Genomic DNA, 24,838 nt, shown 5'->3' on the forward strand with positions numbered 1-24,838 from the left:
CGTCAATCGGCATGGTGCCCGATAGTCGTAGCAACACCGTGAGCGCCAATGTCATCAAGAGGTGGGGTTATGCGTGACGACTCACCCCGGATGAGTCCGCGCCGCCACATCATCGTCAGCGGTGACGACGTGCTGGCGACCACCATCGCCGAGGAACTGAACCGCGCGGGCGCCACCATCGTCAAGCTGCCCAGCGAGGAACTCGCCGGCGCCGACCTCGCCCGCGCCAGCGCCATCGTGTGCGCCGGGCGCGACGACGCCAAGAATCTCGAAATCGCCTTGCTGGCAAGGAAAACCAACCCGCACGTGCGGGTGGTCGCCCGGTTGGGCAACGACGTGCTGCGCGGGGCGGTGGCCGCCGACAACGGCCCCGGCGCCATCCTCGACGTCGCCGACCTCGCCGCCCCCTCGGTCGTCGAGGCCTGCTTGTCGAGCAGCACCCACCCGGTCCGGGCGGCCGGCATCGACTTCTTGGTGTCGGGGGCCGAGGCACCCCGCGACGCGACGCTTCGGGAGATCTACGGCGACCTGGCGCCGGTGGCGGTGATCCACGGCAACGACGGCGCCACCCCCGGCGAGGTGGTGCCCTGTCCCGGCCGGGACCACCGGGTGCGCGCCGGCGACTGGACCGCCATGATCGGCAGCGCCGACGAACTGGCCGCGCGCGGCATCAGAACACCGCGGCCCCCCGCGACCCGTTCTCGCCAGACGTGGCTGCGGCGGGTGTTGGACGCCGCCCGCGCCATGCGCGACGACGTCAACCCGATGCTGTTCCCCGCGATCCTGCTCGCACTCACCCTGCTGCTGGTGTCCACGGTCATCGTGCACTTCTCCTACACCAAGCCGCGGCTGTCCTGGCTGGACGCCCTGTACTTCACCGCCGAGACCATCACCACGGTGGGCTACGGCGAGTTCACCTTCGCCCACCAGTCCGCCTGGCTGCGAATCTTCGCCGTGGGCCTGATGTTCGCGGGCGTGACGACCACCGCGCTGCTCGTCGCGTTCCTGGCGGACCTGCTGCTGTCGCGGCGCTTTCTGCAGTCGGCCGGGCTGCGGCGGGCACGCCACCTGCGCAACCACATCATCGTGGTCGGGCAGGGATCGTTCGGCAGCCGCGTCGTCGCCGACCTGACCGCCGCCGGTTACGACGTCGCGGTGATCGAGCGCGACGAGAACAACCGGTTCCTGTCCACCGCGGCCGAACTCGACGTGCCGGTGATCTTCGGGGATGCGACGCTGCGCCAGACGCTGGAGTCGGCCCGGGTCGACCGGGCCCGGGCCGTCGCGGTGCTGACCCAGGACGACATGGTCAACATCGAGATCGGGATCGTGCTGCGCGAGATGCTGGGGCCGCGGGTGATGCCCGAGGTGAACCGGCCCGACGTGCCGATCGTGCTGCGCATCTATGACCGCACCCTGGGCGATGCGGTGGCCAAGCGGTTCGGGTTCGAAAACGTCCGATCCACCGTCGACCTGGCGGCGCCCTGGTTCATCGGCACCGCGATGGGCCTGCAGGTGCTGGGCACGTTCTCGGTCGGGCAGCGGTCCTTCATGGTCGGCGCCATGCACGTGGCGGCCGGCAGCGAGCTCGACGGGCTGCGGATGTTCGAAATGTCCACCCAGACCCGGGTCATCGCGATCACTCGTCGGGACACGCCCGTCGAGCTGCATCCCCGCCGCGACGCCTGGCTCCGGGCCGGCGACACCGTCTACCTGGTGGGTCCGTATCGCGAGCTGCTGGAGACGCTGCGCAAGGGGCAGCCGCCCCAGCAGCCCGCCAACGAGGAGCGGCCCGCGGACAAGGCGACGACCTGAGGGCCGCGGCACGGCAGATGCGGGTCATGACGCCGACCAGTCCAGCGACCCCTGGGCGCCGGCGCCGCCCGCCTGGCCGTCGCGCCGGGCGCACCATCCGGCCAGCTCCTGGCGGGCCGCCAGGGTCACCGGGTGCTCGTCACCGAGCACCCGGCTCTCCTCCTCGACCAGTGCCTCCCATGCCGCGACCGCGTCGGTGACACCGGCCCGCTCCGGCGCCCACAGCGTGAACATGTGTCGCGCCATCAGCACGTGCGCGTGGTCGTCTCCCAGCTTCTCGCGCAGCTCACCGATCAGCGGCTCCAGCTCGGCGACGGCCGCGGGGACGTCGCCGGCGCGGCCCCGCCAGATCGACAACATCAGTTGCGTGCCCAGGGTGTCGGTGTGATCGGCGCCGAGCACCCGGCGCCGCGCGGCCAGCACCTGCTCGCCCTCGGCCATCGCGCCGACGAAATCGCCTATCTCCCAACGCTTCTCGGCGATCTTCTCGCGGGCCACCAGGGTGTTCTCGTGGTCGGCGCCCCAGACCCGCTGTTCGTCGGCGAACAGCTGCGACCATTCGGCCAGCGACGACAACGCGGCCTGCTGTCGACTGGCCAACAGGTGCCGCGCGGTCAGGGTACTCAGATGATCGGGGCCGAGCACCTCGACGAGGTCGGGTATCAACCGCTCGAACTCCTCGTAGGCCACCGCGCACTCGCCCGCCCGCAGCCGCAGGGTGGCCAGCGACACCTTGAGTTCCAGGGCGGTGGGATGGCGTTCGCCCAGCGTTGCCCGGCACAGCGTGACCAGCTCACCGGCCTGTCGCGCGGCCCCCACGAAATCGCCCTTGTTCGTGCACTCGGTCAACAGCCCGGTCAGTTCGGCCAGCGGGGCGGGCAATTCCTGCTGCGTCATGCCACCAATCAAATCGCCGCCGCGCCGGCCCGGCAATTCACCCCGACGCGCCCGGACCCGGCTACAGCCGGGCGGCGACGTCGGCCGCACGGCGCAGCTGGCCGACGTCCGAGCTGGTCGGGATCAGCTGCACCTCGTCGGCCCCGATCCCGGCGAATTTGCGCAGCACCTCTGCCAGCTCGTCCTCGTCACCGGCCCAGCCCGTCATCGGCGCCATGGCGTCGACGTAGTCGGCCGGTATCCAGTTCATGTAGCGCCGCAGGTGGCGGTGGACCTGCTCGCGGGCGGTCCGGGGCGAGCCGAACGCGAACCAGAACGAGGTGATCAGGTGGGGCGCGGGCTTGCCGGCCCGCGCCCAGGCGTCGCGGGTCACGTCGAACAGCTCGCGCTGCTTGGCGACGTCGAGGTCCAGCGTGGTGCCGGCCAGCCCGTCGGCCCAGGCGGCCGCGCTGCGAATGGTCTTGGGTCCGATGCTGCCGACGAACAGCGGCGGTCCGCCGGGCTGCACCGGCGCCGGCCCGACCGGCAACACGGATTCGGTCAGCTTCTCCCCCGCCCACACCCGCTTCATCACCGCCACCCGCTCGGCCATGCCGCGCATCGTCTGGGTCGCCGGGTCGGCGCCGACTGCGTGGTAGTCCTCCTGCCGACCGCCCACGCCGATGCCCACGCTCAGCCGCCCGCCGCTGAGCAGGTCGCCGGTCGCCAGTCCCTTGGCGAGCAGCACCGGGTCGTGCAGTTGCGGCACGATCACCGTGGTCAGCAGCCGGACCCGCTCGGTCCAGGCGGCCAACGCGCCCAGCAGTGTCAGGCTGTCCGGGTTATCGAAGGCGATGCGCTCGCCCCAGCACAGCGACGAGAACGGGCCCTCGTCGATGGTGCGCGCCCAGGTCTCGAGCACCGTCGCGTCCAGATCCGGCTCCATCACCGGCATGGTCATCGCTACCCGCACGATGGGGATTCTGGCATGTTTAACATTCGGCCCTTCAGTGGAACCATGGGGCGAATGGGTCTGACCAACACCTCCATCGCGCATGTGCGCCTGACCGTGACCGACATCGAGCAGTCACGGCGGTTCTACGAGAGCGTGTTCGGTTGGCCGGTGCTGCTGGAGGTGCCCGACAACGCCGACGCGTCCACTCGTGAGCAGTTGAGCTTTTTGTTCGGCGGTGTCATCTACGACCTCGGCGGCACGCTGCTGGGGCTGCGGCCGGTGGCCACCGACCGCTTCGACGAGGACCGCACCGGCCTGGACCACATCGCGTTCCGGCTCGACAGCAGGGACGAATTGGATGCGGCCGCAGCGCATTTGGACGAGCTTGGCGTCGCTCACGAGCCGGTCAAGGACATCGGCCCGGCCTACATCCTGCAGTTCCGCGATCCCGACAACATCGCCCTGGAGCTGACCGCCCCGAAGTAGCCGCCCGGCGCGTTGTCGCCGCGGCCGCGCGGTGGTTGACTGGACAGAACCATGACCATCAGTTTCAACCACACCATCGTCGCCTCACGCGACAAACGGGAATCCGCGGAGTTTCTCGCCGAGTTGTTCGACCTGCCCGGCCCAAAACCGTTCGGCCACTTCATGGTCGTCGAACTCGACCACGGCGCCAGCCTGGACTACGCGGACGCCCCCGACGGCGCGGACATCCCGCGCCAGCACTACGCGTTCTTGGTCTCCGAGCAAGAGTTCGACACCATCTACGGCAAGATCCGCGCCCGCGGCCTGGAACACTGGGCCGACCCCGGCGCCCGGCGTCCCGGCGAGATCAACCACAACGACGGCGGGCGCGGGGTGTACTTCCTGGATCCCTCCGGCCACGCCATGGAGATCCTCACCCGCCCGTACGGGTCGGGCGCGGCGAACTAGTCGCCGGTGCGCGCGGTGCCGTGCCGCTGGCTTTCCTGCTTGCGGTAGTCGTCGGCCAGCTGCGCGACATGCTTGGGCAGGCTTCCGGTGGCGACGTCGGCCAGGGTGGTTTCCTCCAGCACCAACCGCATGCTGGCCCGCAGCGCCCGCCAGACGTCGGTGAGCGCGGCGGTCGGCCCCGAGTAGGGCAGGTCGCCCAGCCCGATGTCGCGGACGCTGGCCAGCGGCCCATCGATGCAGCGCAGCACGTCGGCGATGCTGATGTCCTTGCCGGGGCGGGCCAATTCGTAGCCGCCCTCGCGACCGCGATGACTGCGCACCAGCCGATCGGTGCGCAGATTGGTCAGGATGTCGACGAGGAATTGCGGCGGAATGCCCTGCGCCTGGGCCAGATCGTCGGTCTTGACCAGCGTCCCGTCGGGCACCGTGGCGAGCTGGATCATCGCCCGCACGGCGTACTCCGCCTTCGCTGACATCCGCACCCTCAGGATTGTGCCACCCGGAGCGGCGATTTCGATGCAGCCTGGCTGACCCGGCGGGCTACCCGCGTGATTCCAGCAGGTCGATCACCCGCTGCGCCTGCTCCTCGACGGTGCCGTCCGGGGTGAGCCGCAGGTCGGGCTTCGCCGGCGGCTGATACGGGCTGTCGATGCCGGTGAACTGGGTGATCTCGCCGGCCCGCGCCTTGGCGTACAGACCCTTGGGGTCACGCTTTTCGCATTCCTCGATCGGGGTGTCGCAGAACACCTCGATGAAGTCGAAGCCGGCGTCGGCGTGCACTTTGCGCGCCAATTCGCGTTGCTCGGCCAGTGGGCTGATCGCCGGAACCAGCACGACGTTGCCGCAATCGGCCAGCAGCGCCGCCACGTGAGCGAGCCGGCGCAGGTTCTCCGCCCGGTCGGCCATGGAGAAACCAAGGTCCGCGTTGAGCCCGTGCCGAAGGTTGTCGCCGTCGAGAACATAAGCCTGCGCACCCTTTTCGAGCAGCTTCTGCTCGACCAGCATGGCCACCGACGACTTGCCGGAACCGGACAGACCGGTGAACCACACCGTCTTGCCGCGGGGCCGCGCCGCGGCGATCGCTGATGACTTGTGCCGCACCGTGTTCGGGCTCGCGGCCTGGGCCGAGGCGTCGCGCAGCACCATGCCCGCGGCCACCGTGCCGTTGGTGTGCGGGTCGATCAGGATGAACGAGCCGGTGCTGGGGTTGCGGGTGTACTCGTCGAGCAGCAGGGGCACCTGGGTGCGCAGCGAAATACGGCCCAGCTCATTGAGTTTCAGCGCCGTCGCGGTCTTGTCCCGATGCAGCGTGTTGACGTCGAGCCGGTAATCGAGCCCGGTCACCCTCGCGTGCGTGGTGCGGGTGGTGTGCTTGATGACGTAGTCGCGGCCCGGTTCCAGCGTCGTGTTGTCGGCCATCCAGCACACCGTCGCGTCGAAATCCTGGGCGATCCTGGGCTGGTTGTGGGTGCGCGCGATCAGATCCCCGCGCGAGATGTCGATCTCGTCGGCCAGGGTCAGCGACACCGCCATCGGTGGGAACGCTTCTTGCACCGGGCCGTTCGGGCCCTCGATCGCGGTGATCCGGGTGCGCTTGCCGACCGGCAGCACCACGACCTCGTCGCCGGGACGCATCACGCCGCTGGCGACGGTACCGGCGTAGCTGCGGTGGTCCTGATGCTCGTGGGTGTGCGGACGGATCACGTACTGCACCGGGAACCGCACGTCGACCAGGTTGCGGTCACCGGCGATGTACACCTCTTCGAGGTGCGACAGCAGCGCCGGCCCCTCGTACCAGGGTGTCTGATCCGACTTGGTCACCACGTTGTCGCCGTGCAGGGCCGAAATCGGGATGGTGGCCACGTCGTGCACGTCCAGGCGCGCGGCGAAGGCGTGGAATTCGTCTCGGATGGACTCGAATTTCTCTCTGTCCCAACCGATCAGGTCCATCTTGTTGACCGCGAGCACGATGTGCTGGATGCCCAGCAGCGAGGCCAGGAAGGCGTGCCGGCGGGACTGCTCCAGCAGGCCGTGCCGCGCATCGACCAGCACGATCACCAGCTGCGCGGTCGACGCGCCGGTCACCATGTTGCGGGTGTACTGGATGTGGCCGGGCGTGTCGGCGATGATGAATTTCCGCTTGGGCGTGGCGAAGTAGCGGTAGGCGACGTCGATGGTGATACCCTGCTCGCGTTCGGCCCGCAGGCCGTCGGTGACCAGCGCCAGGTCGGTGTAGTCGTGGCCGCGGTCCTTCGAGGTCTGCTCCACCGCCGCCCACTGGTCTTCCATCACGGCCTTGGAGTCGTAGAGCAGCCGGCCGATCAGCGTGGACTTGCCGTCGTCGACGGATCCCGCAGTGGCCAAACGCAATAGCGTGGTTGGGGCGGCCATCAGAAGTACCCCTGCCGCTTGCGGTCTTCCATGCCGGCCTCCGAGATCCGGTCGTCCGCCCGGGTCGCCCCGCGCTCGGTGAGCCGGGACACCGCGGTCTCGGCAATGACCTCGTCCACCGTGGCCGCCTGCGATTCCACACAGCCGGTGCAGGTGACGTCCCCGACGGTGCGGAACCGCACCGTCGCCTCGAACACCGGCTCGTCGGGATTGGGTTGCATGTTCCGGTCGACCGCGAGCAGCATGCCGTCGCGGCGAAACACCTTGCGCCGGTGGGCGTAATAGATGGACGGCAGCGCGATGTTCTCGGCGCCGATGTAGGACCAGATGTCGAATTCGGTCCAATTGGACAGCGGGAACACCCGGATGTGCTCGCCCTTGTGGTGCCGGCCGTTGTAGAGGTTCCACAGCTCGGGCCGCTGCGCCTTCGGATCCCACTGCCCGAACTCGTCGCGGAAGCTGAACACCCGCTCCTTGGCGCGGGCCTTCTCCTCGTCGCGACGCGCCCCGCCGAACGCGGCGTCGAACTTGTTCTCGCGGATGGCGCGCAGCAGGGTCACGGTCTGGATCGGGTTGCGTCCCTGCTTCGGCTCGACCACCCGTCCGGCGTCGATGTCGTCCTGCACTGAGGCGACCACCAAGCGCAGGCCGTGCTGCTTGACCAACTCGTCGCGGGTGGCGATCACCTCGTCGAAGTTGTGCCCGGTGTCGACGTGCATCACCGGGAACGGCAGCCGTCCGGGCCGGAAGGCCCGCAACGCCAGGTGCAGCATGACGATCGAGTCCTTGCCGCCGGAGAACAGCAGCACCGGGCGCTCGAACTCGGCGGCGACCTCACGGATGATGTGGATCGCCTCCGCCTCCAGCGAGCGCAGATGGCTCAATTCGTACTGTCCGGCGGCGGGCGCCGTCTGCAGATCAGCGGTCATGGCTTCCTTCGGCAACGTCGGAGATAAAACCTGGCAGAACTGACCATATTTGGCATCTTAACGATCTATGAGACCAGCCGGCGCCGGCGCTGTCAACTCCGGCGCGGGCGGCGTCACCGTCACGCCGGAGTGGGCGCGGTGCTTTGCCGGCGGGGCGCGGTGCGAAAACATGGGCGGATGACTTCTTCCACTTCTTCCGCTTCCGAATCGGCCGCCGCCCCGAGCGGTCGCGACGTGATCGCCCAGTTCCTGCCCCAGTCGCCGTTCGTCGTCAAGCTCGGCATAGTGGCCGAGCGGCTGGACGAGGACGAGGTCCGGCTGCGGCTGCCCTGGGATCCCTCCAACGTGACGATCGGCGACATGGTGCACGGCGGCGCCATCGCCACGCTGGCCGATCTCACCGTGATGGCGGCGGCGTGGTGCGGCGCCCAGGCGCCGCCGCAGCTGCGCGGGGTGACGGTGTCGATGGCCCTGGACTTCATGGCCCCGGCCCGGCCAGCGACGTGATCGGGGTCGGCCGGGTACTGCGGCGGGGCCGGTCGGTGGTCAACTGCGAGGCCGAGATCGTCGACCCGCAGGGCACGCTGGTGGCCAAGGCGCTGGCCACCTACAAGGTGGGGTGAGCCGGCCGGCGCCCGAGTTGTCGGCCGGCGCCCGAGTTGTCGGCCGGCGCCCGAGTTGTGTCGGCCGGCGCCCGAGTTGTCGGCCGAGCGTGCACCCACGGTGACGTTCGGGCCGTTTTTTCGCGCTGACTACACGCTCGCCGGACGAGTCTAGGGCTTGACCTCGTCGAGCTTGCCCGTGGCGACGTCGAACACGAATCCGCGGGCCGAGACGTGCTTGGTGACGAACGGATTGGCCTCGATGCGGCGCAGCGACTGCCGGACATCCTCGGCCAGATCCGCAAAGGCCTCCGCCGCCCAGGGCGGTTTGATCCCGGTCTCCTCCTGGATGCCGCGCTTGAAGTCGTCGTCGGTGAAGGTGAGCATCCCGCAGTCGGTGTGGTGGATCAGGATGATCTCCCGGGTTCCCAGCAGCCGTTGGCTGATGGCCAGTGAGCGGACCACGTCGTCGGTGATGACGCCGCCGGCGTTTCGGATGACGTGGGCCTCCCCCTCGCGCAGGCCGAGGATGCGATACACGTCCAGCCGCGCGTCCATGCACGCGACGACCGCGACGTGTTTGCTGGGTGGCATCGGCAGTGGTCCCTCGAAGCTGCGCGCGTACCCGGCATTGTGGGCCAGGTAGTCATCGGTAACCGCCATGCCAGTCTCCTCGAAAATTTGCTACGCGGACTGCCGCCGCGACGGATCTTAACAATCGGGTACCTGATTTTCACCGTTGGCAATCAGCACGATCGGAAGGTTCGCGTTCGTCTGGCTAACCTGTCCCAATGCGGCACTGTGGTGGGGCATGACTCGCTTTCTGGCGCGCCGGTTGCTCAACTACCTCGTCCTGCTGGCGCTGGCGTCGTTCCTGACGTTCTGCCTGACGTCGGTGGCGTTCAAGCCGCTGGACAGCCTGTTGCAGCGCAGCCCGCGGCCCCCGCAGGCCGTCATCGATGCGAAGGCCCACAGCCTGGGTCTGGACGAGCCGATCCCAATCCGCTACGCGCACTGGGCTTCACACGCGGTCCGCGGCGACTTCGGCAAGACCGTCACCGGGCAGCCGGTGGGCGCCTCGCTGGGGCGCCGCGTCGGAGTGACGCTGCGGCTGCTGGTGATTGGTTCGCTGATCGGCACCGTCGCGGGGATCGCGGCCGGCGCGTGGGGCGCCATTCGGCAGTACCGCCTCAGCGACCGCGTGGTCACCATGCTGGCGCTGCTGGTGCTGAGCACCCCGACCTTCGTCATCGCCAGCCTGTTGATCCTCGCCGCGCTGCGAGTCAACTGGGCCCTGGGCGTACAGGTTTTCGACTACACCGGTGAGACGTCGCCGGGCGTGACCGGTGGGGCCGCCGCGCTGCTCGACCGGCTGCGGCATCTGGTGCTGCCGTCGCTGACCCTGGCGCTGGCCGCCGCGGCGGGATACAGCCGCTATCAGCGCAACGCGATGCTCGACGTCCTCGGCCAGGATTTCATTCGCACCGCCCGCGCCAAGGGGCTCACCCGCCGGCGCGCGCTGGTCAAGCACGGCCTGCGCACCGCGCTGATCCCGCTGGCCACCCTGTTCGCCTACGGGGTGGCCGGTCTGGTCACCGGGGCGGTGTTCGTGGAGAAGATCTTCGGCTGGCACGGCATGGGCGAATGGCTGGTGCAGGGCGTCGCGACGCAGGACACCAACATCGTCGCGGCGATCACGCTGTTCTCCGGCGCGGTGGTGCTGCTGGCCGGTCTGCTCTCGGACGTGTTCTACGCCGCTCTTGATCCGCGGGTCCGGGTGTCATGACCGCCCAGGCGAATGTCGATGGTGCTCACGGCTTTTCGGGCCACGAAGTGGCGGGCTTCGCCTCGCGGCGCACGCTGGTGCTGCGCAGGTTCGGCCGCAACCGGTTGGCGGTGACCTCGCTGACGCTGTTGGTGCTGTTGTTCGTCGGCTGCTACACGCTGCCCGCGGTGCTCCCATATTCCTATCAGGACCTCGATTTCGACGCGCTGCTGCAGCCGCCGAACGCGCGCCACTGGCTGGGCACCAACGCGTTGGGACAGGACCTGCTGGCGCAGATCCTGCGCGGGATGCAGAAGTCGATGCTGATCGGTGTCTGCGTCGCGGTCATCTCCACCGGCATCGCCGCCACCGTCGGCTCGATCGCCGGCTATTTCGGTGGCTGGCGCGACCGGGTGCTGATGTGGCTGGTGGACCTGCTGTTGGTGGTGCCCAGCTTCATCCTCATCGCCATCGTGACGCCGCGCACCAAGAACTCCGCCAATATCCTGATGCTCGTCCTGCTGCTGGCCGGGTTCGGCTGGATGGTCAGCTCGCGCATGGTGCGGGGCATGACGATGAGCTTGCGCGAGCGCGAATTCATCCGGGCGGCAAGGTATATGGGTGTGTCCAGCCGTCGTATCATCGTCGGGCATGTGGTGCCGAATGTGGCGTCCATCCTGATCATCGACGCCGCGCTCAACGTCGCCTCGGCCATCCTGGCCGAAACAGGTTTGAGTTTCCTGGGTTTCGGTGTCCAGCCGCCGGACGTGTCGCTGGGGACGTTGATCGCCAACGGCACCCAGTCGGCGACCACCTTTCCGTGGGTGTTCCTGTTTCCCGCCGGCGTCCTGGTGCTGATCCTGGTGTGCGCCAACCTGACCGGAGACGGCCTGCGCGACGCGCTGGACCCCGGCAGCGGGCCGGCCCGCGGTGGTCGCCGATGAGCCCGCTGCTGCAGGTGACCGACCTGGCCGTCACCTTCCCGGCCGGCGATGCGCCGGTGACCGCGGTGCGCGGCATCAGCTATCGCATCGAACCGGGGGAAGTCGTCGCCATGGTCGGCGAATCGGGTTCGGGGAAGTCTGTTTCGGCGATGGCCGTGATGGGACTGTTGCCCGAGCACGCCAGGGTACGCGGCTCGGTCCGGTTGCACGACACCGAGTTGCTGGGCCTGGGCGACGACGCGATGTCGCGGTTGCGCGGCCGGGCGGTCGGCATGGTGTTCCAGGATCCGATGTCGGCGCTGACGCCCGTGTACACCGTCGGCGATCAGATCGCCGAGGCGATCACGATCCACCAGCCACGGGTGGGCAGGAAGGCCGCCCGCGACCGCGCGGTGGAACTGCTTGAGCTGGTGGGCATTGCGCAGCCGCAGCGACGCGCCCGGGCGTTTCCGCACGAGCTGTCCGGCGGGGAGCGACAGCGCGTGGTCATCGCGATCGCGATCGCCAACGACCCCGACCTGCTGATCTGCGACGAGCCCACCACCGCGTTGGACGTCACCGTGCAGGCGCAGATCCTCGAGGTGCTCAAGACGGCCCGCGACATCACCGGCGCCGGGGTGCTGATCATCACGCACGACCTCGGGGTGGTCGCCGAGCTCGCCGACCGGGCGCTGGTGATGTACGCCGGTCGGGTCGTCGAATCGGCTGCGGTGGCGAGCCTGTACCGGGACCGCCGAATGCCCTACACCGTGGGCCTGTTGGGCTCGGTGCCGCGACTGGACGCCGCCCAGGGCACCCGGTTGGTGCCGATCCCGGGCGCGCCGCCGTCGCTGGCCGGCCTGGATCCGGGGTGCCCGTTCGCCCCGCGCTGCCCGCTGGCGATCGACGAATGCCGTTCACAGGAACCGGAATTGCTGCCCGTCGGCCCCGATCACCGGGCGGCGTGCATCCGCACCGACCAGGTCGACGGGCGCAGCGCGGCCGACATCTACGGGGTGCGCACCCAACCCCACCCGGGCGAGCCGGCCAACTCGCCCGTCCTCGTTCGGGTGCGCGAGCTGTCCAAGACCTATCGGCTGACCAAGGGCGTGTTACGCCGCAGCGCCGGCGAAGTGCGGGCGGTGGACCGGATCAGTTTCCAGCTGCGACAGGGCCGCACCCTGGGCATCGTCGGCGAGTCCGGGTCGGGGAAATCGACCACCCTGCACGAGATCCTGGAACTCGTTGCGCCGCAATCGGGGTCCATCGAGGTGTTGGGCACCGACGTCGCCGCGTTGAGCCCGGCGAGCCGACGCTCGCTGCGACGCGACATCCAGGTGGTCTTCCAGGACCCGGTCGCGTCGCTGGACCCGCGGCTGCCGGTCTTCGAGCTGCTCGCCGAACCGTTGCGGGCCAACGGCTTCGACAAGGACCACACCAACGCGCGCGTCGCCGAGCTGCTCGAGACTGTGGGGCTGCGACGGGCCGACGCGGCCCGCTACCCCGCGGAGTTCTCCGGCGGGCAGAAACAGCGCATCGGTATCGCGCGAGCGCTGGCGCTGCAACCGAAGATCCTCGCGCTCGACGAACCCGTCTCCGCACTCGACGTGTCCATCCAGGCCGGGATCATCAACCTGCTGCTGGACCTGCAAGCGCAATTTCAACTGTCCTATCTGTTTGTCTCCCATGATCTTTCGGTGGTCAAGCATCTCGCCCACGACGTGGCAGTGATGTACGCCGGATCCATCGTGGAGCAGGGCGACAGCAGTCAGGTCTTCGGCAACCCGCAACACGAATACACGCGGCGGCTGCTGGACGCGGTGCCACAACCGAATCCGGGCAGCCGTGGCTAGCGGGCTTGGCTTGGGGCGCTGCGGATTTCGGCCGGCCGCGCTGGTCGCCGCGGTCGTGCTGGCGGTGGCGGGCTGCTCACCGGCCATCAACCTGGTTCCCGAAACCGGGCAGAACGCGCGGATCGGCACCACCAGCGACATCAACCCGCGCGATCCGGCCACCCTGCAGGACGGCGGCAACCTGCGCCTCGCGCTGACCGACTTCCCGCCCAACTTCAACATCTTGCACATCGACGGAAACTCCGCCGACGTTTCGGCGATGATGAAGGCCACCTTGCCGCGGGCCTTCGTCATCGGCCCGGACGGCTCGACCACGGTGGACACCGACTACTTCACCAGCGTCGAACTCACCGGCACCGCACCGCAAGTGGTGACCTACACGATCAATCCCAAGGCGGTGTGGTCGGACGGCACCCCGATCACCTGGGAGGACATCGCCAGCCAGATCCACGCGCTGAGCGGCGCCGACAAGACGTTCGAGATCGCCGGGTCCAGCGGGGCCGAGCGCGTCGCCTCGGTGACCCGCGGCGTCGACGACCGGCAGGCCGTCGTCACCTTCGCCAAGCCGTATGCCGAGTGGCGCGGCATGTTCGCGGGCAACGGCATGCTGCTGCCCAAGAGCATGACCGCCACGCCGGAGGCGTTCAACAAGGGTCAGCTCGAGGGGCCCGGACCGTCGGCCGGCCCGTTCATCGTGTCGTCACTGGATCGCACCACGCAGCGGATCGTGTTGAGCCGCAACCCGAAATGGTGGGGGACGCGGCCGCGCCTGGACAGCATCACCTACCTGGTACTCGACGACGCCGCACGGCTGCCGGCGCTGCAGAACAACACGATCGACGCCACCGGGGTCGGCACCCTCGATCAGCTGACCATCGCCGAGCACACCGCGGGCATCTCGATCCGGCGCGCCCCCGCCCCGGCCTGGTCCCACTTCACCTTCAACGGCGCCCCCGGCTCGATCCTGGCCGACCGGGCGCTGCGCGTCGCGGTGTCCAAGGGCATCGATCGGCAGACCATCGCCAAGGTGGTGCAGTACGGCCTCACCAGCAACCCGGTGGCGCTGGGCAATCACATCTACGTCGCCGGACAACAGGGCTATCAGGACAACAGCACGACGGTTCCCTACGACCCGGCCGCGGCCGGCCGGGAGCTCGACGCGTTGGGCTGGAAGCTGCACGGCCGGTTCCGCGAGAAGGACGGGCGGCAGCTGGTCATCCGCGATCTCTTCTACGACGCCCAGGGCAGCCGGCAGTTCGCCCAGATCGCGCAGCACAGCCTGGCCCAAATCGGCGTCAGGCTCGAACTCGTCGCCCGCGCGGGCAGCGGATTCTTCACCAACTACATCAACGTCGGCGCCTTCGACATGGCCCAATTCGGTTGGCTCGGTGACGCATTCCCGCTCTCGGCGCTGACCCAGATCTACAAGTCCGACGGGGAGAGCAACTTCGGCAAGATCGGCAGCCCGCAGATCGACGCCGCCATCGAACGCACCCTACAAGAGCTCGATCCGGACAAGGCGCGCGCCCTGGCCAACGACCTGGACAAGCTGATCTGGGCGGAAGGGTTCAGCCTGCCGCTGACGCAGTCGCCCGGTGACGTCGCGGTACGCAGCACGCTGGCGAACTTCGGCGCCGCGGGTCTGGGCGATCTGAACTACACCGCGATCGGGTTCACCCGCAGCTGAGCCGGCGCCGCAGCGGCGCCGGGATCGGCAGCGCGCCCTCGATCATGGCGGCCGCCGCGATCAGGGCCCACAGCAGCCGCACCTCGGGGCGTGGCGGAAGCGCGTTCAGGGTGCAGGCCCGGGCGGCGAGTCCGGCCAGGTCGCCGCGCAGCACCGCGTCGGCGCTGGCCAGCGCGACGGCCTCGTGGAAATCGAGCGCGCTGTGCGCCATGTCCGGCAGGCTCAGCAGCACCGCATGGGGCAGTAGCGACGCGACGCGCTCGGCGACCGCCGGTGGGGTGATGAGGTCGCGACCGCCGGACACCACCGCGGTGGGCCAGTCGAAGCTCGGCATCTCGGCCGGCAGGTCGTAGGGCTCGTCCTCGAAAGTCGCTGTCTGCGTGCGTACTTCGCGTTCTGCCACGGCGGGGTCAAGCGGCAGACCGTCCGGTTCGGCGGCATAGTCCAGCTCGCGAAGCGCGATGCGGCTCACCAGGTCCTCTTCATACCGAAACGGCAGGTTGCGCAGGGTGGTGAAGCGGGAAAGCGTCCACCACAACAGTTTTCGGCCATCCAGCAGCAGGTCGAGTTGCCGCTCGAGCAGCCGCGCCCCGCCGTAGCCGTAGATCGTCGCCACCACCTGTGTCGCCGTCGCGGTCATCAGCCCGGCGTCGACAAGTTTGCGCATTTTCGGTGCCAGCGAAGCGGTTTCGGGGCTGTCGCCGCGCAGCAGCAGCCGGCGAATCGCCCGGCGCACGATCACAATGTCGTGCCGGGACAGCAGCGGCGAATCGAGCACCATCCCGTGCACCCGGGCGGGATGACGCACGCCCACGCCGGACGCGATGTAGGTGCCGTACGACGCGCCGTAGACCACCGCCGAATCCACGCGGGCGTCGTCGAGCACCGCCGCCACGTCGTCGACCACCTGATTGACCGTCATCGCCTCCGGCGGCAGGTCGGCGCCGGCGTCGTCGTGACGCGACATCCCCACCCCGCGGTGTTCGATCATGATGACGTCGAGACCGGCCGCAGCGGCGCGCCGGCGCAGCCCCTTGTACATCTGCACCGACGCCACGCCCGGCCCGCCGGGGATGATGACCACCGGGTGGCGGGACTTGCGGCCGGCGCGCACGTAGTACAGGTCGAACTCGTCGGCGGTGTCCGGCGAGATCGGCCGGCGCACGGCGCGCACACCGGGCAGTTTCGCCAGCCGCTGCTGCATGCGCCGCCGCTTTGCGTTCATCGTCATTCGGGTCGGACCGCCATGGTCCCATTCTGCAGGCGGGGCCGGCCGGCGGCTCGGCCGCGCGGGCTAAGCGCTGAGGTCGATGCGGTGCGCGCCCTTGACGCCGTCGTACCGGTCCGGGCTGCAGGTGAGCACGATCACCTGCCCGTGGCTTCCCACGCTGTCGAACAGCTGCCCCATCTTGGCCAGCCGGTCCGGGTCGGTGAAACCGAGCGCGTCGTCGACCACCACCGGGACGGCGTCCTCCTTGGCGACCAGCGCGGCGCCGGCCAGCCGTGCCAGGATGCCCAGCTGCTCCTTGGCGCCGCCGGACAGGGACTCGTAGGGCACGGTGATGCCGTTGAGGGTGCGGCTGCGGATGCACAGGTCGCTGTCGATGTCGACTTCGAAGGTGGGGCCGAACACCGGACGGCCGAGCCGCTGCAATTCCGCGCGGTAGGGCTCGACGTAACGCTGCCGGGTGGTGTCGCGGTGCCGCGTCATGACCGAGCGCAGCAGCTGGGCGGCGCGGGCCCGGCGGCCGACTTGGCTGTGCTCGCTGGCGGCGTGCTCGCGCTCCGTTTCCGCGGCGTCGAGCTTGCCCTGGCGCCCCTCGCTGCCGAAGACGGACAGCTCGATCGTCACCTCGCGCAGCGCGCCGGCCGCTTCTTCGTAGCGCTCCCGCAGCGACTCGGATTCCTGTGTGGCATCGGCTAATTCGGCGGCGACGGAGTCCGGAGACGCCGCCGCCAGGGCGTCGGCGAGTTCGGCGACCCGACGTTCGGCGGCCTGCTCGGCGCGCAGCGCCGCATCGGCTGACGCCGCCAACTCCTCGTCGCCGACCGACGCGCGCTCGGCGGCCAGCCGACCGGTGGCCGCGTCCAGCTCGGCCCGCAGGGTGTCCAGCCTGTTCTGCAGAACCGTTGCCGCCGTTGCGGTTTCGGCAAGCCTGGCGGCCGCGGCGGTGGCGGCCTGACGGTGCGTGTCGCATTCGGCCGACGCGCAGGCGCGGGCCTGCGCGAGCGTTTCGAGTTCGGTGCGGGCGGCGGCGAGGTCGGCGGCCCCACCCGTCGGCTCGGCCGGCTGCTCCGGATGCTCGGCGCGCAGCCGGGCCAGCCGCGACCGCAGCTCGTCGTGCGGCTCGTCGCCGCACAATCCGGCCAGGGTGGCGCCGAGCTGGTCGCGAGTGCCCTGCAGCTCGCGGCGCCGCTGGTCGGCGGATCGGGCGGCGGCAAGGTCGGCAACGGCACCCGCCATCAGCGCTGCGGCCAGTTCTTGTTGCGCCGCAGCGTGTTTCGCTTGCACATCCAGGGTGGTCGCGCCCGGGATGACGCGGGCGGTCAGCACACCGGGAACCTCGACCGCGGTGGGCCCGACGGCGGTGATCGACCAGCTCTGCCCCGCCGGCAGGGACACCTGCCGGTCGCCGATCACCAGGTGAATGTCGGCGACCGCGGTGAATTCGACGGCCGCCGACGTCGACGCCAACTGGTCGCCGATGCGGTCGACCGCGGCGGCGGCGTCCTCGATGCGGCGCAGCAACTCCTCGGTGACCGCGATGGTGCTCAGCTCGGCGCTGATGCGCTCGCGATCGCGCTGGATGGCATCGATTTTGTCCAGCCGAGCGGCCAACCGGTCGGCCTCCTCGCGGCCGGCCAACCGCTCGACGGTGCGCTGCGCCTCCTGCACCCGGCGCTCCAGCTCGGCCAGGGCCTCGGTGGCGTGCTGCAGCGCGGTGTCGCAGGCCTGCGCGTCGGCCCGGGCCGCCGCGTGGTCGGCCGCGGCCTGCTGGACCTGAGCCTGTGTCTGCGTGACGGCGGCGGCCCGGCTGTCGATGTCGGCGAGCAGTTGTAGCCGGCCGGAGTGGGCCTGGGCCGCCGCGGCTTTGGTGGCCGCCGCGGCCTCGGCGACCAGTTGGGCTTCCCGGCGCTGGGCGGTGAGCTCGGCGATCCGGTCGGCGGCCTGCCGCGCGGCCGTCACTCGCGGGCCGGCGGCGATTCGGCGCTGGGACAGGTCGGCCACCTGTTCGGTCAACGCGGCGTGGCGGGACACCCGCTCGTCGACCTCGGCGACGGCGGCCGCGCACTCGGCGACGGCGGCCTCGGCGTCGGCCAGCCGGGCGATCGCGGCGGCCCACTCCCCCGTCGGGCGTCCGGTCGGGGTGAAATAGCGGGCGTATTCGGCGTCGATGCGTTCGATGAGCAACGGCTCGGTGCCGCACAGCCCGCCGCTGTCGCCGGCGGCGACGTCGAGCGCGCGGGACAGCGCGTCGCACCCCGACAGATCCACCGCGGCGGTCGACGCCGCCTGCAGCACGCGCTGGGCATGCCACAGGTCGCTGTCCACCGTCTCGGCCAGCATCGCCCGGACCCGTTCGTGGGCTTCGTCGCCGGTCAGCTGTTCGCGGTACGGCGTGATCACCGTCAGCTCCGTCTCACACTTTTTGTGGAACCGTTTGCGGTAGACGAATCGGTATGGACCGCAACTGATTTCGGCCGAAACCTCGGCACCCACGTCGCTGTGGGTGGGCTTGACCTGTTTGACTTCCTTCTTGGTGGAGCGGTCCTTGGCCTCCAGCAGCAGATCCAGGGCCTCGATCATCGACGACTTGCCGATCTCGTTGGCGCCGCACACCACCACCACACCGTGGTCGGGGAATTCGATTTCCCGGTGCGCGATGCCGCGGTAGTTCGTCAGGGTCAGCCGGTGCAGCTTCACGCCGCGCCCCGATCGGCGAGCCGTAACAGCAGCGCCAGCGCCCCCTGCGCGTCGGCGGCGGTGTCGGAATCCTGTTGGCGCGCGGTCGCCACCAGCTCCTCGACCGCCGCGGCGGCGAAGCCTCCGATGCCCAGGTCGCTGAATTCGCCGTCGGCCGGGATCACGGCCAGCTCGGTGTGGCTGTCCCAGGTGCGCAGGTGGGCGAACAGCCGCGCATACTTGTCCAGGCAGGCGTCCAGCGCGGCGCGGTCGGTGACGGTCAGCGAACCGGTCAGCGCCAGGCGCACCACGGTTCGGTCCTTGTTGGTCATCAGGTCCAAATTCATGTCCAGGTCGGCGATGTCGCGGCTGCTGTCGACCTGCCGGTGCAGCGTGACGAATCGCCAGCATCCGATGCGCCGGGCGGTCACCGAGACGGGGCGGCGCGGATCGGCCTCGTCGATGTCGACGATCAGCACATGGCCCGGGTCGGCTTCCACGTCGTCGAAGTTGGTGACTTCCGGCGAGCCCGAGTACCACACCCGGCCGCTGCTGCCGACCTGGGTCAGCGAGTGCTTGTCGCCCAGCGCCACGTAGTGCACGGCGCCGCGGGTCAGCGCGTCCTCGAGCTTGGCGAGCCGGATCAGCGAGGGTTTGTCCCGATCGGGGTCCAGGACGTCAACCCCGCCGTGCCCGACGAGGATTCGGGTGTCGTCGGTCTCGGGCAGGCCGTCGAGAACCTCGCCGACCAGGTCGGTGGTGGGCACCTTGGACCGCCACGGCGCCGCGACGAGCTGCAGCCCGGGGCGGACCTGGTGAACGCCGGCCCGATCGAGCACCGTCACGTTGTGCGGACGTTCGGCGGTGAACAGCGCGCCGGTGTACACCGACGAGGCGTCCAGCGGGTCGTGGTTGCCCGGGAGCAAATACACCGGAATTCCGATGGCGCGCATGGCTTCCAGTGACTGCCCGACCACCTTCGGCGGAAGCTGGTTGTGCTCGAACACGTCGCCCGACACGACGACGAACTCGGCGCCGACCTCCGCCGCGAGCGCGCCCAGCCCGGCGACCGCGTCGCGGCGGGCCGCCGAATAGCGGGGCTGGGCATCACCGGCGAGGAAGTGGCGCGTCATGCCCAGTTGCCAGTCGGCGGTGTGCAGGAATCGCATGCCGGCGACCCCCTTTCGAAGTGCGTGTTTATCAGGGCATCGCGAGTTTAGGTCTGCGCACCGACAAGACGCGGGACGTCGATCGGCAGGTCTCGAAGGGAGAATCCGCCGGGTCTCGATGGGGCGGGCTTGATCGCCGGTTGGGGTCGTGGGCCACCGGCACGCTCGGAGGCGCCCGACTAAATCTCTTATGTCACTTTCGTTTCTGTGGTCACATTGCGGGGTTTTTTGAGTTCCTAAGGGGAGTCAAGCTACTTCGGTGGGTTTTATGCTGGGGTGGACGGGCCGGTGAATTGGAGCGCGTAGCGACTCCTGTTGTTCCCGGCCCGTCCTGCCTTTTTGGCGCTGGGAGTAGCGCTTGGAGGCAGCGTTGATGCGAGTCTTCTTGTCGACGGTGTGGTGGGCGCGGACGATGCGGCGTCCTTCTTCGAAGGTGATGGGTCGTCCGTCGGTGTCGCGCAGCACGTAGTGCGCTCCGGCGCGCCAGCAGGTGGCGATGCGGGTGAGCAGGATGGTGGCAATGTGGCAGATCGCCGAATCGTGGTGGCGCTCGGTGCTCATCAGGCGTTTGTATTTCGCGGCCAGTTGCGGGTCGCTCTTGCGGGCTTGGTCAGCGGCGGCGAAGAGGGCTTCGCGCAGCAGCGGGTCACCGGCTTTGGTGAGTCCGTGGCGCTGTTCTGCTTGTCCGGACTGGTTGACCTTGGGGACGAGGCCGGAGTAGGCGCGGATGGCGGCTAGGGAGTGGAACCGGTGCGGGTCGCCGATGCGGCCGGCGATGACCGCACAGGTGACGGGCCCGACGCCGGGTGCTGAGGCGATGATGCCGCGCGGGTCGGCCTCGGCGTAGAGGTTGGCGGCGCGCTCGTCGAGGTCGTCGATCTGCTCGGTGAGCATCTGGGCTTGCTCGGCTTCGGTAGCGATGTCGGCGGCCAGTTCGGCGAAGTCGATGCGGGCATTAGCGCCAGATCCCCATAGCTGCAGCGATTCTTGGGCGGCGGTCAACAGCAGGGTGGCGTGTGGTTCGCGCCAGGCGCCGCGGGAGTGGCGGATCAGGAAGCGGGTCAGGCGGGCATGGCCGAGACGGATCAGGCTGTGCGGGTCGGCGTAGCGGGCCAGCAGTGCCAGCGCGGCCTTGCCATAGTTGGATCCCAGCGCGTCGTACCAGGCTGGACCGAGGAGCTCGAGCTGGGCGTCAAGGCGCTGGAAGACTGCGGTGCGGCGCTTGACGATCGAGGAGCGGATCTTGACCAGGCGCCGCAGCGGTTCGCCGGGCCCGTCGCCGCTGTGGTCACGCAGCCCCTCTGGATGCAGCAAGGGCAACCGGGCCAACAGCTTGGAGTCCAGATGGTCATTTTTGGTGTGCTTGGAGTAGTAGGCGCGCAGGTCTGCTGACTGGGTGGTGGGCACCATCGAGATCCGGGCGCCGTGATGACGAAACCAGGATGCCAGCGGAACCCATGCGTTGCGGGTGGGCTCCATCACCACCCGCACGGTGTCTTGCTCGCTGAGTCCGATTACTTTCCAGAGCTTTTCGAGGTCGGCGGGCCGGGTGAAGAACTTTCGTCCGGTCCACACATACGTCCCATCGGGACGGGCCAGCGATGCTTGATGAGCAGCCCGGCACGCCACGTCGATACCCAAAATCAGTTCCACGCACATCCTTTCGACGGATCCAGGTCAGTCCCCGGCTCCGACGGGCATGGCCCAGACATTCCGCAAGCAGAAGTCCGCTCCCGAGCGGCTCCAAGTTCCCGAACAGGGACACCGGTCGGCACCTGAGACGCGCCGCGGACGACCACTCAAAAATCAGGAATCACCAGGTGTTCCGGTCGGTGGCCTCGGCCGTCCGCGGACGCCCACTAAACCTAAATGTCGGTGGGCTGCCCTAGTTTCGGGGGCATGAGTTCGGGCAGCATCATCGATCGGGACGCGATCAGCGCGGCCTTCGATGCGCTCGATGCCGCGCTCGACGGCGTGGCGGCGCTCGGTTTCGACGGCTTGACCCCGCGGGAATGCCTGGCGCTATTGGGGCGCTGCGAAAAAGCCCGCCGGCGCCTGCCCGTCGCCGAACACCAGCTGATCAATCTCGTTGCCCGGCAAGCCAGCCCGGCGGAGTTGGGTGGCCGGCTTTCGCACGCGATCGCCGAGGCCACCCTGATCAGCCGCGCCGAGGCCGCCCGGCGGGTACACACCGCCGCCGACCTGAGCCCCCGCGTCGGGCTGACCGGGGAACCGTTGCCGCCGCTGCTGGCGGCCACCGCCGCGCGGCAACGAGAGGGGTCGTTGGGTCCCGAGCAGGTGGCCGTGATCCGTAAGTTCTGCCACCAGCTGCCCGGCTGGATCGACCAGGCAACCCGCGAGCGCGCCGAAACCGACCTGGCCAGGGAAGGCACCCGGTATCGGCCCGAACACCTCGCCGCGTTGGCCGGCACGCTGGCCGATTGCCTCAACCCCGACGGCCTCTACCGCGACGAAGACCGCGCCCGCCGCCGCAGCCTCACCCTCGGCAACCAACACGCCGACGGCATGTCCGAACTCCGCGGACTACTGACCCCCGAACTACGTGCCACCCTCGAAGCCGTGCTGGCCAAACTCGCCGCCCCCGGCATGTGCAACCCCCTCGACGAAAACCCGTGCGTGGACGGCACGCCTACCGAGCAGGCCATCGACGATGATGCCCGCTCGGCGGCTCAACGCAACCACGATGGGCTGCTGGCCGGCCTGCGCGCCCTGCTGGCCTCAGGAAACCTCGGCCAACACAACGGGCTACCGGCCTCCATCATCGTCACCACCACCCTGGCCGACCTCCAAGCCGCCGCCGGACGGGGCCTCACCGGCGGGGGCACCCTGCTGCCCATGTCCGATGTGATCCGGCTATCCCGCCACGCCCACCACTACCTCGCGATCTTCGACCACGGCAAAGCCCTGGCCCTGTATCACACCAAACGCCTGGCCTCCCCCGCACAGCGCATCGTGTTATACGCCAAAGACCGCGGCTGCACCGCCCCCGGCTGCACCGTCCCCGGCTACTACGCCGAAGTGCACCACTGCACCGACTACGCCACCTGCCACACCACCAACATCAACGACCTGACCTTCGCCTGCGGACCCCACCACCGCCTGCTCCAACCCGGCGCCTGGACCACCCACAAAAACACACGCGGCGAAACCCAATGGCTCCCACCACCCCACCTAGACCGAAACCAACCCCGCACCAACACCTTCCACCACCCCGAAAAACTCCTACAGGGTGAGGACGACGAGGACGAAGCCGACGGCGAACAAGAAGCCGACCAGGGTGACGACCACGCGGCCTGATCGACCCTGCCGCCGTCTAATCTGATTGGCCGTGACCGGCCGACGCACCCTGCTGTTGATGCGGCACGCGAAGTCGGACTACCCCGACGGCGTCGCCGACCATGATCGGCCGTTGGCGCCGCGCGGCATCCGGCAGGCCGGCCTGGCCGGCGACTGGCTGCGCGCCGGCGCGCCCGCCATCGATGGGGTGCTGTGCTCCACCGCGACGCGCACCCGGGAGACGCTACGCAACACCCGCATCGAGGCGCCGGTGCGATATAGCGAGCGGCTCTACGCCAGCACCCCGGGCATCGTCATCGACGAGATCAACACGGTGGGCGACGATGTCAGCACGCTGCTCGTCATCGGACACGAGCCGACGATGTCGGCCCTTGCGCTCGGCCTGGGCGGCGGCAGTGGCGCCAATCCCGCTGCGGCCGAACGTGTCTCGAACAAGTTTCCGACGTCGGCGATCGCGGTGCTCGCGGTGCCGTGCCGGTGGACGGAGCTGGAACTCGGGGCGGCGACGCTGACCGACTTCGTCGTTGCGCGCTGAGGCTCATCGGCCGAGCCAAGGTGAAGCTAGGAATTGGTCGCCAGCGTCAGCTCCATCAGCTTGATGGCCTGGCCGCAGGCGTCGATGCCGGGCGCCTGCGGGTTGACCCACCACCCGACCACCCCGGCGGCGTCGCTCGCCACCCCGCAGGCGCCGTTGGGGTCGTCGGGACGCATCACGATCGAATCGATCCCGGCGATGTTGCGGGTCTCGATCTTGTACTTCAAGAACTCGGCGACCTTGCGCTCGTTGGACAGGCTGCCCTGCTCGAACCAGAACCGGGTGATGTCGATCAGCCCCGCCGGGTTGGCGGCCTGCCACCGGCAGATCGCGCCGACGAAGGTGCTCTGGATGTCGAGCGGGTCCGCACCCACCGTCTTGGCCAGGATGTCGCTGGTCAACACCTCACATTCCTTCAGCAGATTGGGGTACTGCTGCTGGGAATTGTTGTTGCGGGTAACGTTGCCGCCCGCCTTGACCGCGTTGCCCGCGATCGAGCGGGAACAGCCCGTCAGCACCAGCAGCGCGAGGAACAACACGGTCGCCGCGGCGCGAGCGGTGCTGCGGCGCGGTCCGGGACGCATCATGGCCATCATTTCGAGTTCGCAATCGATTGCCGGGCCAGTTCCTTGGCGATGTCGCAGGGCGGCGGGAACGGCTTCTGACTGAAACTGATCGACCATTCGATGAAGTCATCGGAGAACTGGATACCCACCTCGCACAGCGAATCACCCAGGTTGGGCTCGTTGCCGACGGCGATGAAGCCGCTGTGGCCGTTGATGTTGATGTCGTCGACGCTGGCGCGGGAGAGCTCCTCGGTCTTGCGCTCGCGCCCGATCGGGCTGCCGCGATACCAGGAGAAGGAGAAGTGCGGCCCGAGGATTCCGCCGCCCGCCAGCCACTGGCATCCGACGGAGTTGCGCGCGGTGTTGATCAGGCCGCTCACCTTGGTCAGTTCCGCGACCGTCTGGTCGCTGATGCCGCCGCACTGCGGGAACATCGGCCCGTGGTTGCCCTGGCCGTTCTGCGGCGCCGACGACGTCGTCGCCCCGGGTTTGGAGCCGCCGGAGTCGGAGCAGGCCGCGGTCGCGGGGATCAGGATCGTCAAGGCTGACGCGACGAGAGCCAGCGCCCTCGTGTTACGCCGCACCGCCACCCTGCTTCCGTTCTGCCCGCTGCTGGT

21 protein-coding genes and 1 pseudogene are annotated in these 24,838 nt (G+C 69.1%); 10 read left to right on the forward strand and 12 right to left on the reverse strand.

Translation table 11 applies throughout. From position 1 onward, the window contains the following. Positions 1 to 69: 69 nt before the first annotated feature. Complete coding sequence (locus tag MAA44156_RS14070) at positions 70 to 1,815, forward strand: NAD-binding protein (RefSeq protein ID WP_023879807.1); 1,746 nt, start codon at positions 70 to 72, stop codon at positions 1,813 to 1,815. Between the two features lie 24 nt (positions 1,816 to 1,839). On the opposite strand, the gene MAA44156_RS14075 is transcribed toward MAA44156_RS14070, so the two are convergent. Together MAA44156_RS14075 and MAA44156_RS14080 are read right to left on the reverse strand one after the other, a co-directional pair. Next, positions 1,840 to 2,712 (reverse strand): tetratricopeptide repeat protein, encoded by an 873-nt coding sequence (locus MAA44156_RS14075; RefSeq protein ID WP_009975682.1) that lies wholly within the window; start codon positions 2,710 to 2,712, stop codon positions 1,840 to 1,842. Between the two features lie 61 nt (positions 2,713 to 2,773). After that, positions 2,774 to 3,652 (reverse strand): LLM class flavin-dependent oxidoreductase, encoded by an 879-nt coding sequence (locus tag MAA44156_RS14080; protein WP_009975681.1) that lies wholly within the window; start codon positions 3,650 to 3,652, stop codon positions 2,774 to 2,776. A 66-nt stretch (positions 3,653 to 3,718) separates the two neighbouring features. On the opposite strand from MAA44156_RS14080, the gene MAA44156_RS14085 reads away from it, so the two are divergent. Both MAA44156_RS14085 and MAA44156_RS14090 read left to right on the forward strand, forming a co-directional pair. Further along, positions 3,719 to 4,132, forward strand: coding sequence for a VOC family protein (locus MAA44156_RS14085; RefSeq protein ID WP_009975679.1), 414 nt, complete (start codon positions 3,719 to 3,721; stop codon positions 4,130 to 4,132). Between the two features lie 51 nt (positions 4,133 to 4,183). Then, on the forward strand, positions 4,184 to 4,579 hold the full coding sequence (locus tag MAA44156_RS14090) for a VOC family protein (protein ID WP_003877279.1): 396 nt from the start codon (positions 4,184 to 4,186) through the stop codon (positions 4,577 to 4,579). Here the strand turns inward: MAA44156_RS14090 and MAA44156_RS14095 are convergent. From MAA44156_RS14095 to cysD, 3 genes are read right to left on the reverse strand one after another with little or no spacing between them, the layout of a single operon-like run. Beyond that, a complete protein-coding gene (locus MAA44156_RS14095) occupies positions 4,576 to 5,061 on the reverse strand; it encodes an Rrf2 family transcriptional regulator (protein WP_009975678.1) in 486 nt (161 codons plus the stop codon). The genes MAA44156_RS14090 and MAA44156_RS14095 overlap by 4 nt on opposite strands. A 58-nt stretch (positions 5,062 to 5,119) precedes the next feature. Continuing rightward, complete coding sequence (cysC, locus tag MAA44156_RS14100; RefSeq protein ID WP_009975676.1) at positions 5,120 to 6,970, reverse strand: adenylyl-sulfate kinase; 1,851 nt, start codon at positions 6,968 to 6,970, stop codon at positions 5,120 to 5,122. Next, positions 6,970 to 7,899 (reverse strand): sulfate adenylyltransferase subunit CysD, encoded by a 930-nt coding sequence (gene cysD, locus MAA44156_RS14105; RefSeq protein ID WP_003875596.1) that lies wholly within the window; start codon positions 7,897 to 7,899, stop codon positions 6,970 to 6,972. The genes cysC and cysD overlap by 1 nt, the downstream gene beginning before the upstream one ends. Positions 7,900 to 8,133: 234 nt before the next feature. Here cysD and MAA44156_RS14110 point away from each other — a divergent pair. Then, positions 8,134 to 8,522: pseudogene (locus MAA44156_RS14110) on the forward strand (PaaI family thioesterase). Between the two features lie 150 nt (positions 8,523 to 8,672). Here the strand turns inward: MAA44156_RS14110 and MAA44156_RS14115 are convergent. Then, complete coding sequence (locus MAA44156_RS14115) at positions 8,673 to 9,164, reverse strand: beta-class carbonic anhydrase (protein WP_009975672.1); 492 nt, start codon at positions 9,162 to 9,164, stop codon at positions 8,673 to 8,675. 148 nt (positions 9,165 to 9,312) lie between these two features. On the opposite strand from MAA44156_RS14115, the gene MAA44156_RS14120 reads away from it, so the two are divergent. The 4 genes from MAA44156_RS14120 to MAA44156_RS14135 are packed head-to-tail and all read left to right on the forward strand — an operon-like array spanning position 9,313 to position 14,729. Further along, positions 9,313 to 10,287, forward strand: a complete 975-nt coding sequence (locus MAA44156_RS14120; protein WP_009975670.1) for an ABC transporter permease — start codon at positions 9,313 to 9,315, stop codon at positions 10,285 to 10,287. A 47-nt stretch (positions 10,288 to 10,334) separates the two neighbouring features. Next, positions 10,335 to 11,210 (forward strand): ABC transporter permease, encoded by an 876-nt coding sequence (locus MAA44156_RS14125; RefSeq protein WP_024636893.1) that lies wholly within the window; start codon positions 10,335 to 10,337, stop codon positions 11,208 to 11,210. Beyond that, the gene (locus tag MAA44156_RS14130) at positions 11,207 to 13,042 is read left to right on the forward strand and encodes a dipeptide ABC transporter ATP-binding protein (RefSeq protein WP_023879803.1); all 1,836 of its coding nucleotides are present in this window, start codon (positions 11,207 to 11,209) and stop codon (positions 13,040 to 13,042) included. Before MAA44156_RS14125 ends, MAA44156_RS14130 begins: the two co-directional genes overlap by 4 nt. 10 nt (positions 13,043 to 13,052) lie before the next feature. Continuing rightward, entirely contained in the window at positions 13,053 to 14,729 is a 1,677-nt protein-coding gene (locus tag MAA44156_RS14135) for an ABC transporter family substrate-binding protein (RefSeq protein WP_009975665.1), read from the forward strand. Here the strand turns inward: MAA44156_RS14135 and MAA44156_RS14140 are convergent. The 4 genes from MAA44156_RS14140 to MAA44156_RS14155 all read right to left on the reverse strand — a co-directional run bounded on the left by MAA44156_RS14140 (position 14,716) and on the right by MAA44156_RS14155 (position 21,461). Further along, entirely contained in the window at positions 14,716 to 15,960 is a 1,245-nt protein-coding gene (locus tag MAA44156_RS14140) for an alpha/beta hydrolase (protein WP_011724138.1), read from the reverse strand. The two genes, MAA44156_RS14135 and MAA44156_RS14140, sit on opposite strands and share 14 nt — an antisense overlap. A 63-nt stretch (positions 15,961 to 16,023) precedes the next feature. Then, positions 16,024 to 18,654 carry an AAA family ATPase gene (locus tag MAA44156_RS14145; RefSeq protein ID WP_009975663.1) on the reverse strand — a complete coding sequence of 877 codons (2,631 nt, stop codon included), beginning with the start codon at positions 18,652 to 18,654 and terminating at the stop codon, positions 16,024 to 16,026. Next, a complete protein-coding gene (locus MAA44156_RS14150) occupies positions 18,651 to 19,802 on the reverse strand; it encodes a metallophosphoesterase family protein (protein ID WP_009975661.1) in 1,152 nt (383 codons plus the stop codon). Before MAA44156_RS14150 ends, MAA44156_RS14145 begins: the two co-directional genes overlap by 4 nt. A 246-nt stretch (positions 19,803 to 20,048) precedes the next feature. Next, positions 20,049 to 21,461 carry an IS110 family RNA-guided transposase gene (locus MAA44156_RS14155; protein ID WP_080555769.1) on the reverse strand — a complete coding sequence of 471 codons (1,413 nt, stop codon included), beginning with the start codon at positions 21,459 to 21,461 and terminating at the stop codon, positions 20,049 to 20,051. Positions 21,462 to 21,701: 240 nt separating this feature from the next. On the opposite strand from MAA44156_RS14155, the gene MAA44156_RS14160 reads away from it, so the two are divergent. Both MAA44156_RS14160 and MAA44156_RS14165 read left to right on the forward strand, forming a co-directional pair. Then, positions 21,702 to 23,120, forward strand: a complete 1,419-nt coding sequence (locus MAA44156_RS14160) for an HNH endonuclease signature motif containing protein (RefSeq protein WP_121035666.1) — start codon at positions 21,702 to 21,704, stop codon at positions 23,118 to 23,120. A gap of 31 nt (positions 23,121 to 23,151) precedes the next feature. Continuing rightward, complete coding sequence (locus MAA44156_RS14165; protein WP_029248423.1) at positions 23,152 to 23,655, forward strand: SixA phosphatase family protein; 504 nt, start codon at positions 23,152 to 23,154, stop codon at positions 23,653 to 23,655. A 26-nt stretch (positions 23,656 to 23,681) separates the two neighbouring features. Here MAA44156_RS14165 and MAA44156_RS14170 read toward each other — a convergent pair whose 3' ends face one another. Both MAA44156_RS14170 and MAA44156_RS14175 read right to left on the reverse strand, forming a co-directional pair. Next, positions 23,682 to 24,251: a DUF3558 domain-containing protein gene (locus tag MAA44156_RS14170; protein WP_023879800.1), complete on the reverse strand. Its 570-nt coding sequence runs from the start codon at positions 24,249 to 24,251 to the stop codon at positions 23,682 to 23,684. Next, entirely contained in the window at positions 24,248 to 24,805 is a 558-nt protein-coding gene (locus tag MAA44156_RS14175) for a DUF3558 domain-containing protein (RefSeq protein WP_003875581.1), read from the reverse strand. Before MAA44156_RS14175 ends, MAA44156_RS14170 begins: the two co-directional genes overlap by 4 nt. Positions 24,806 to 24,838: the final 33 nt, after the last annotated feature.

It is taken from the genome of Mycobacterium avium subsp. avium, from assembly GCF_009741445.1.
Taxonomy (GTDB): Bacteria; Actinomycetota; Actinomycetes; order Mycobacteriales; family Mycobacteriaceae; genus Mycobacterium; species Mycobacterium avium.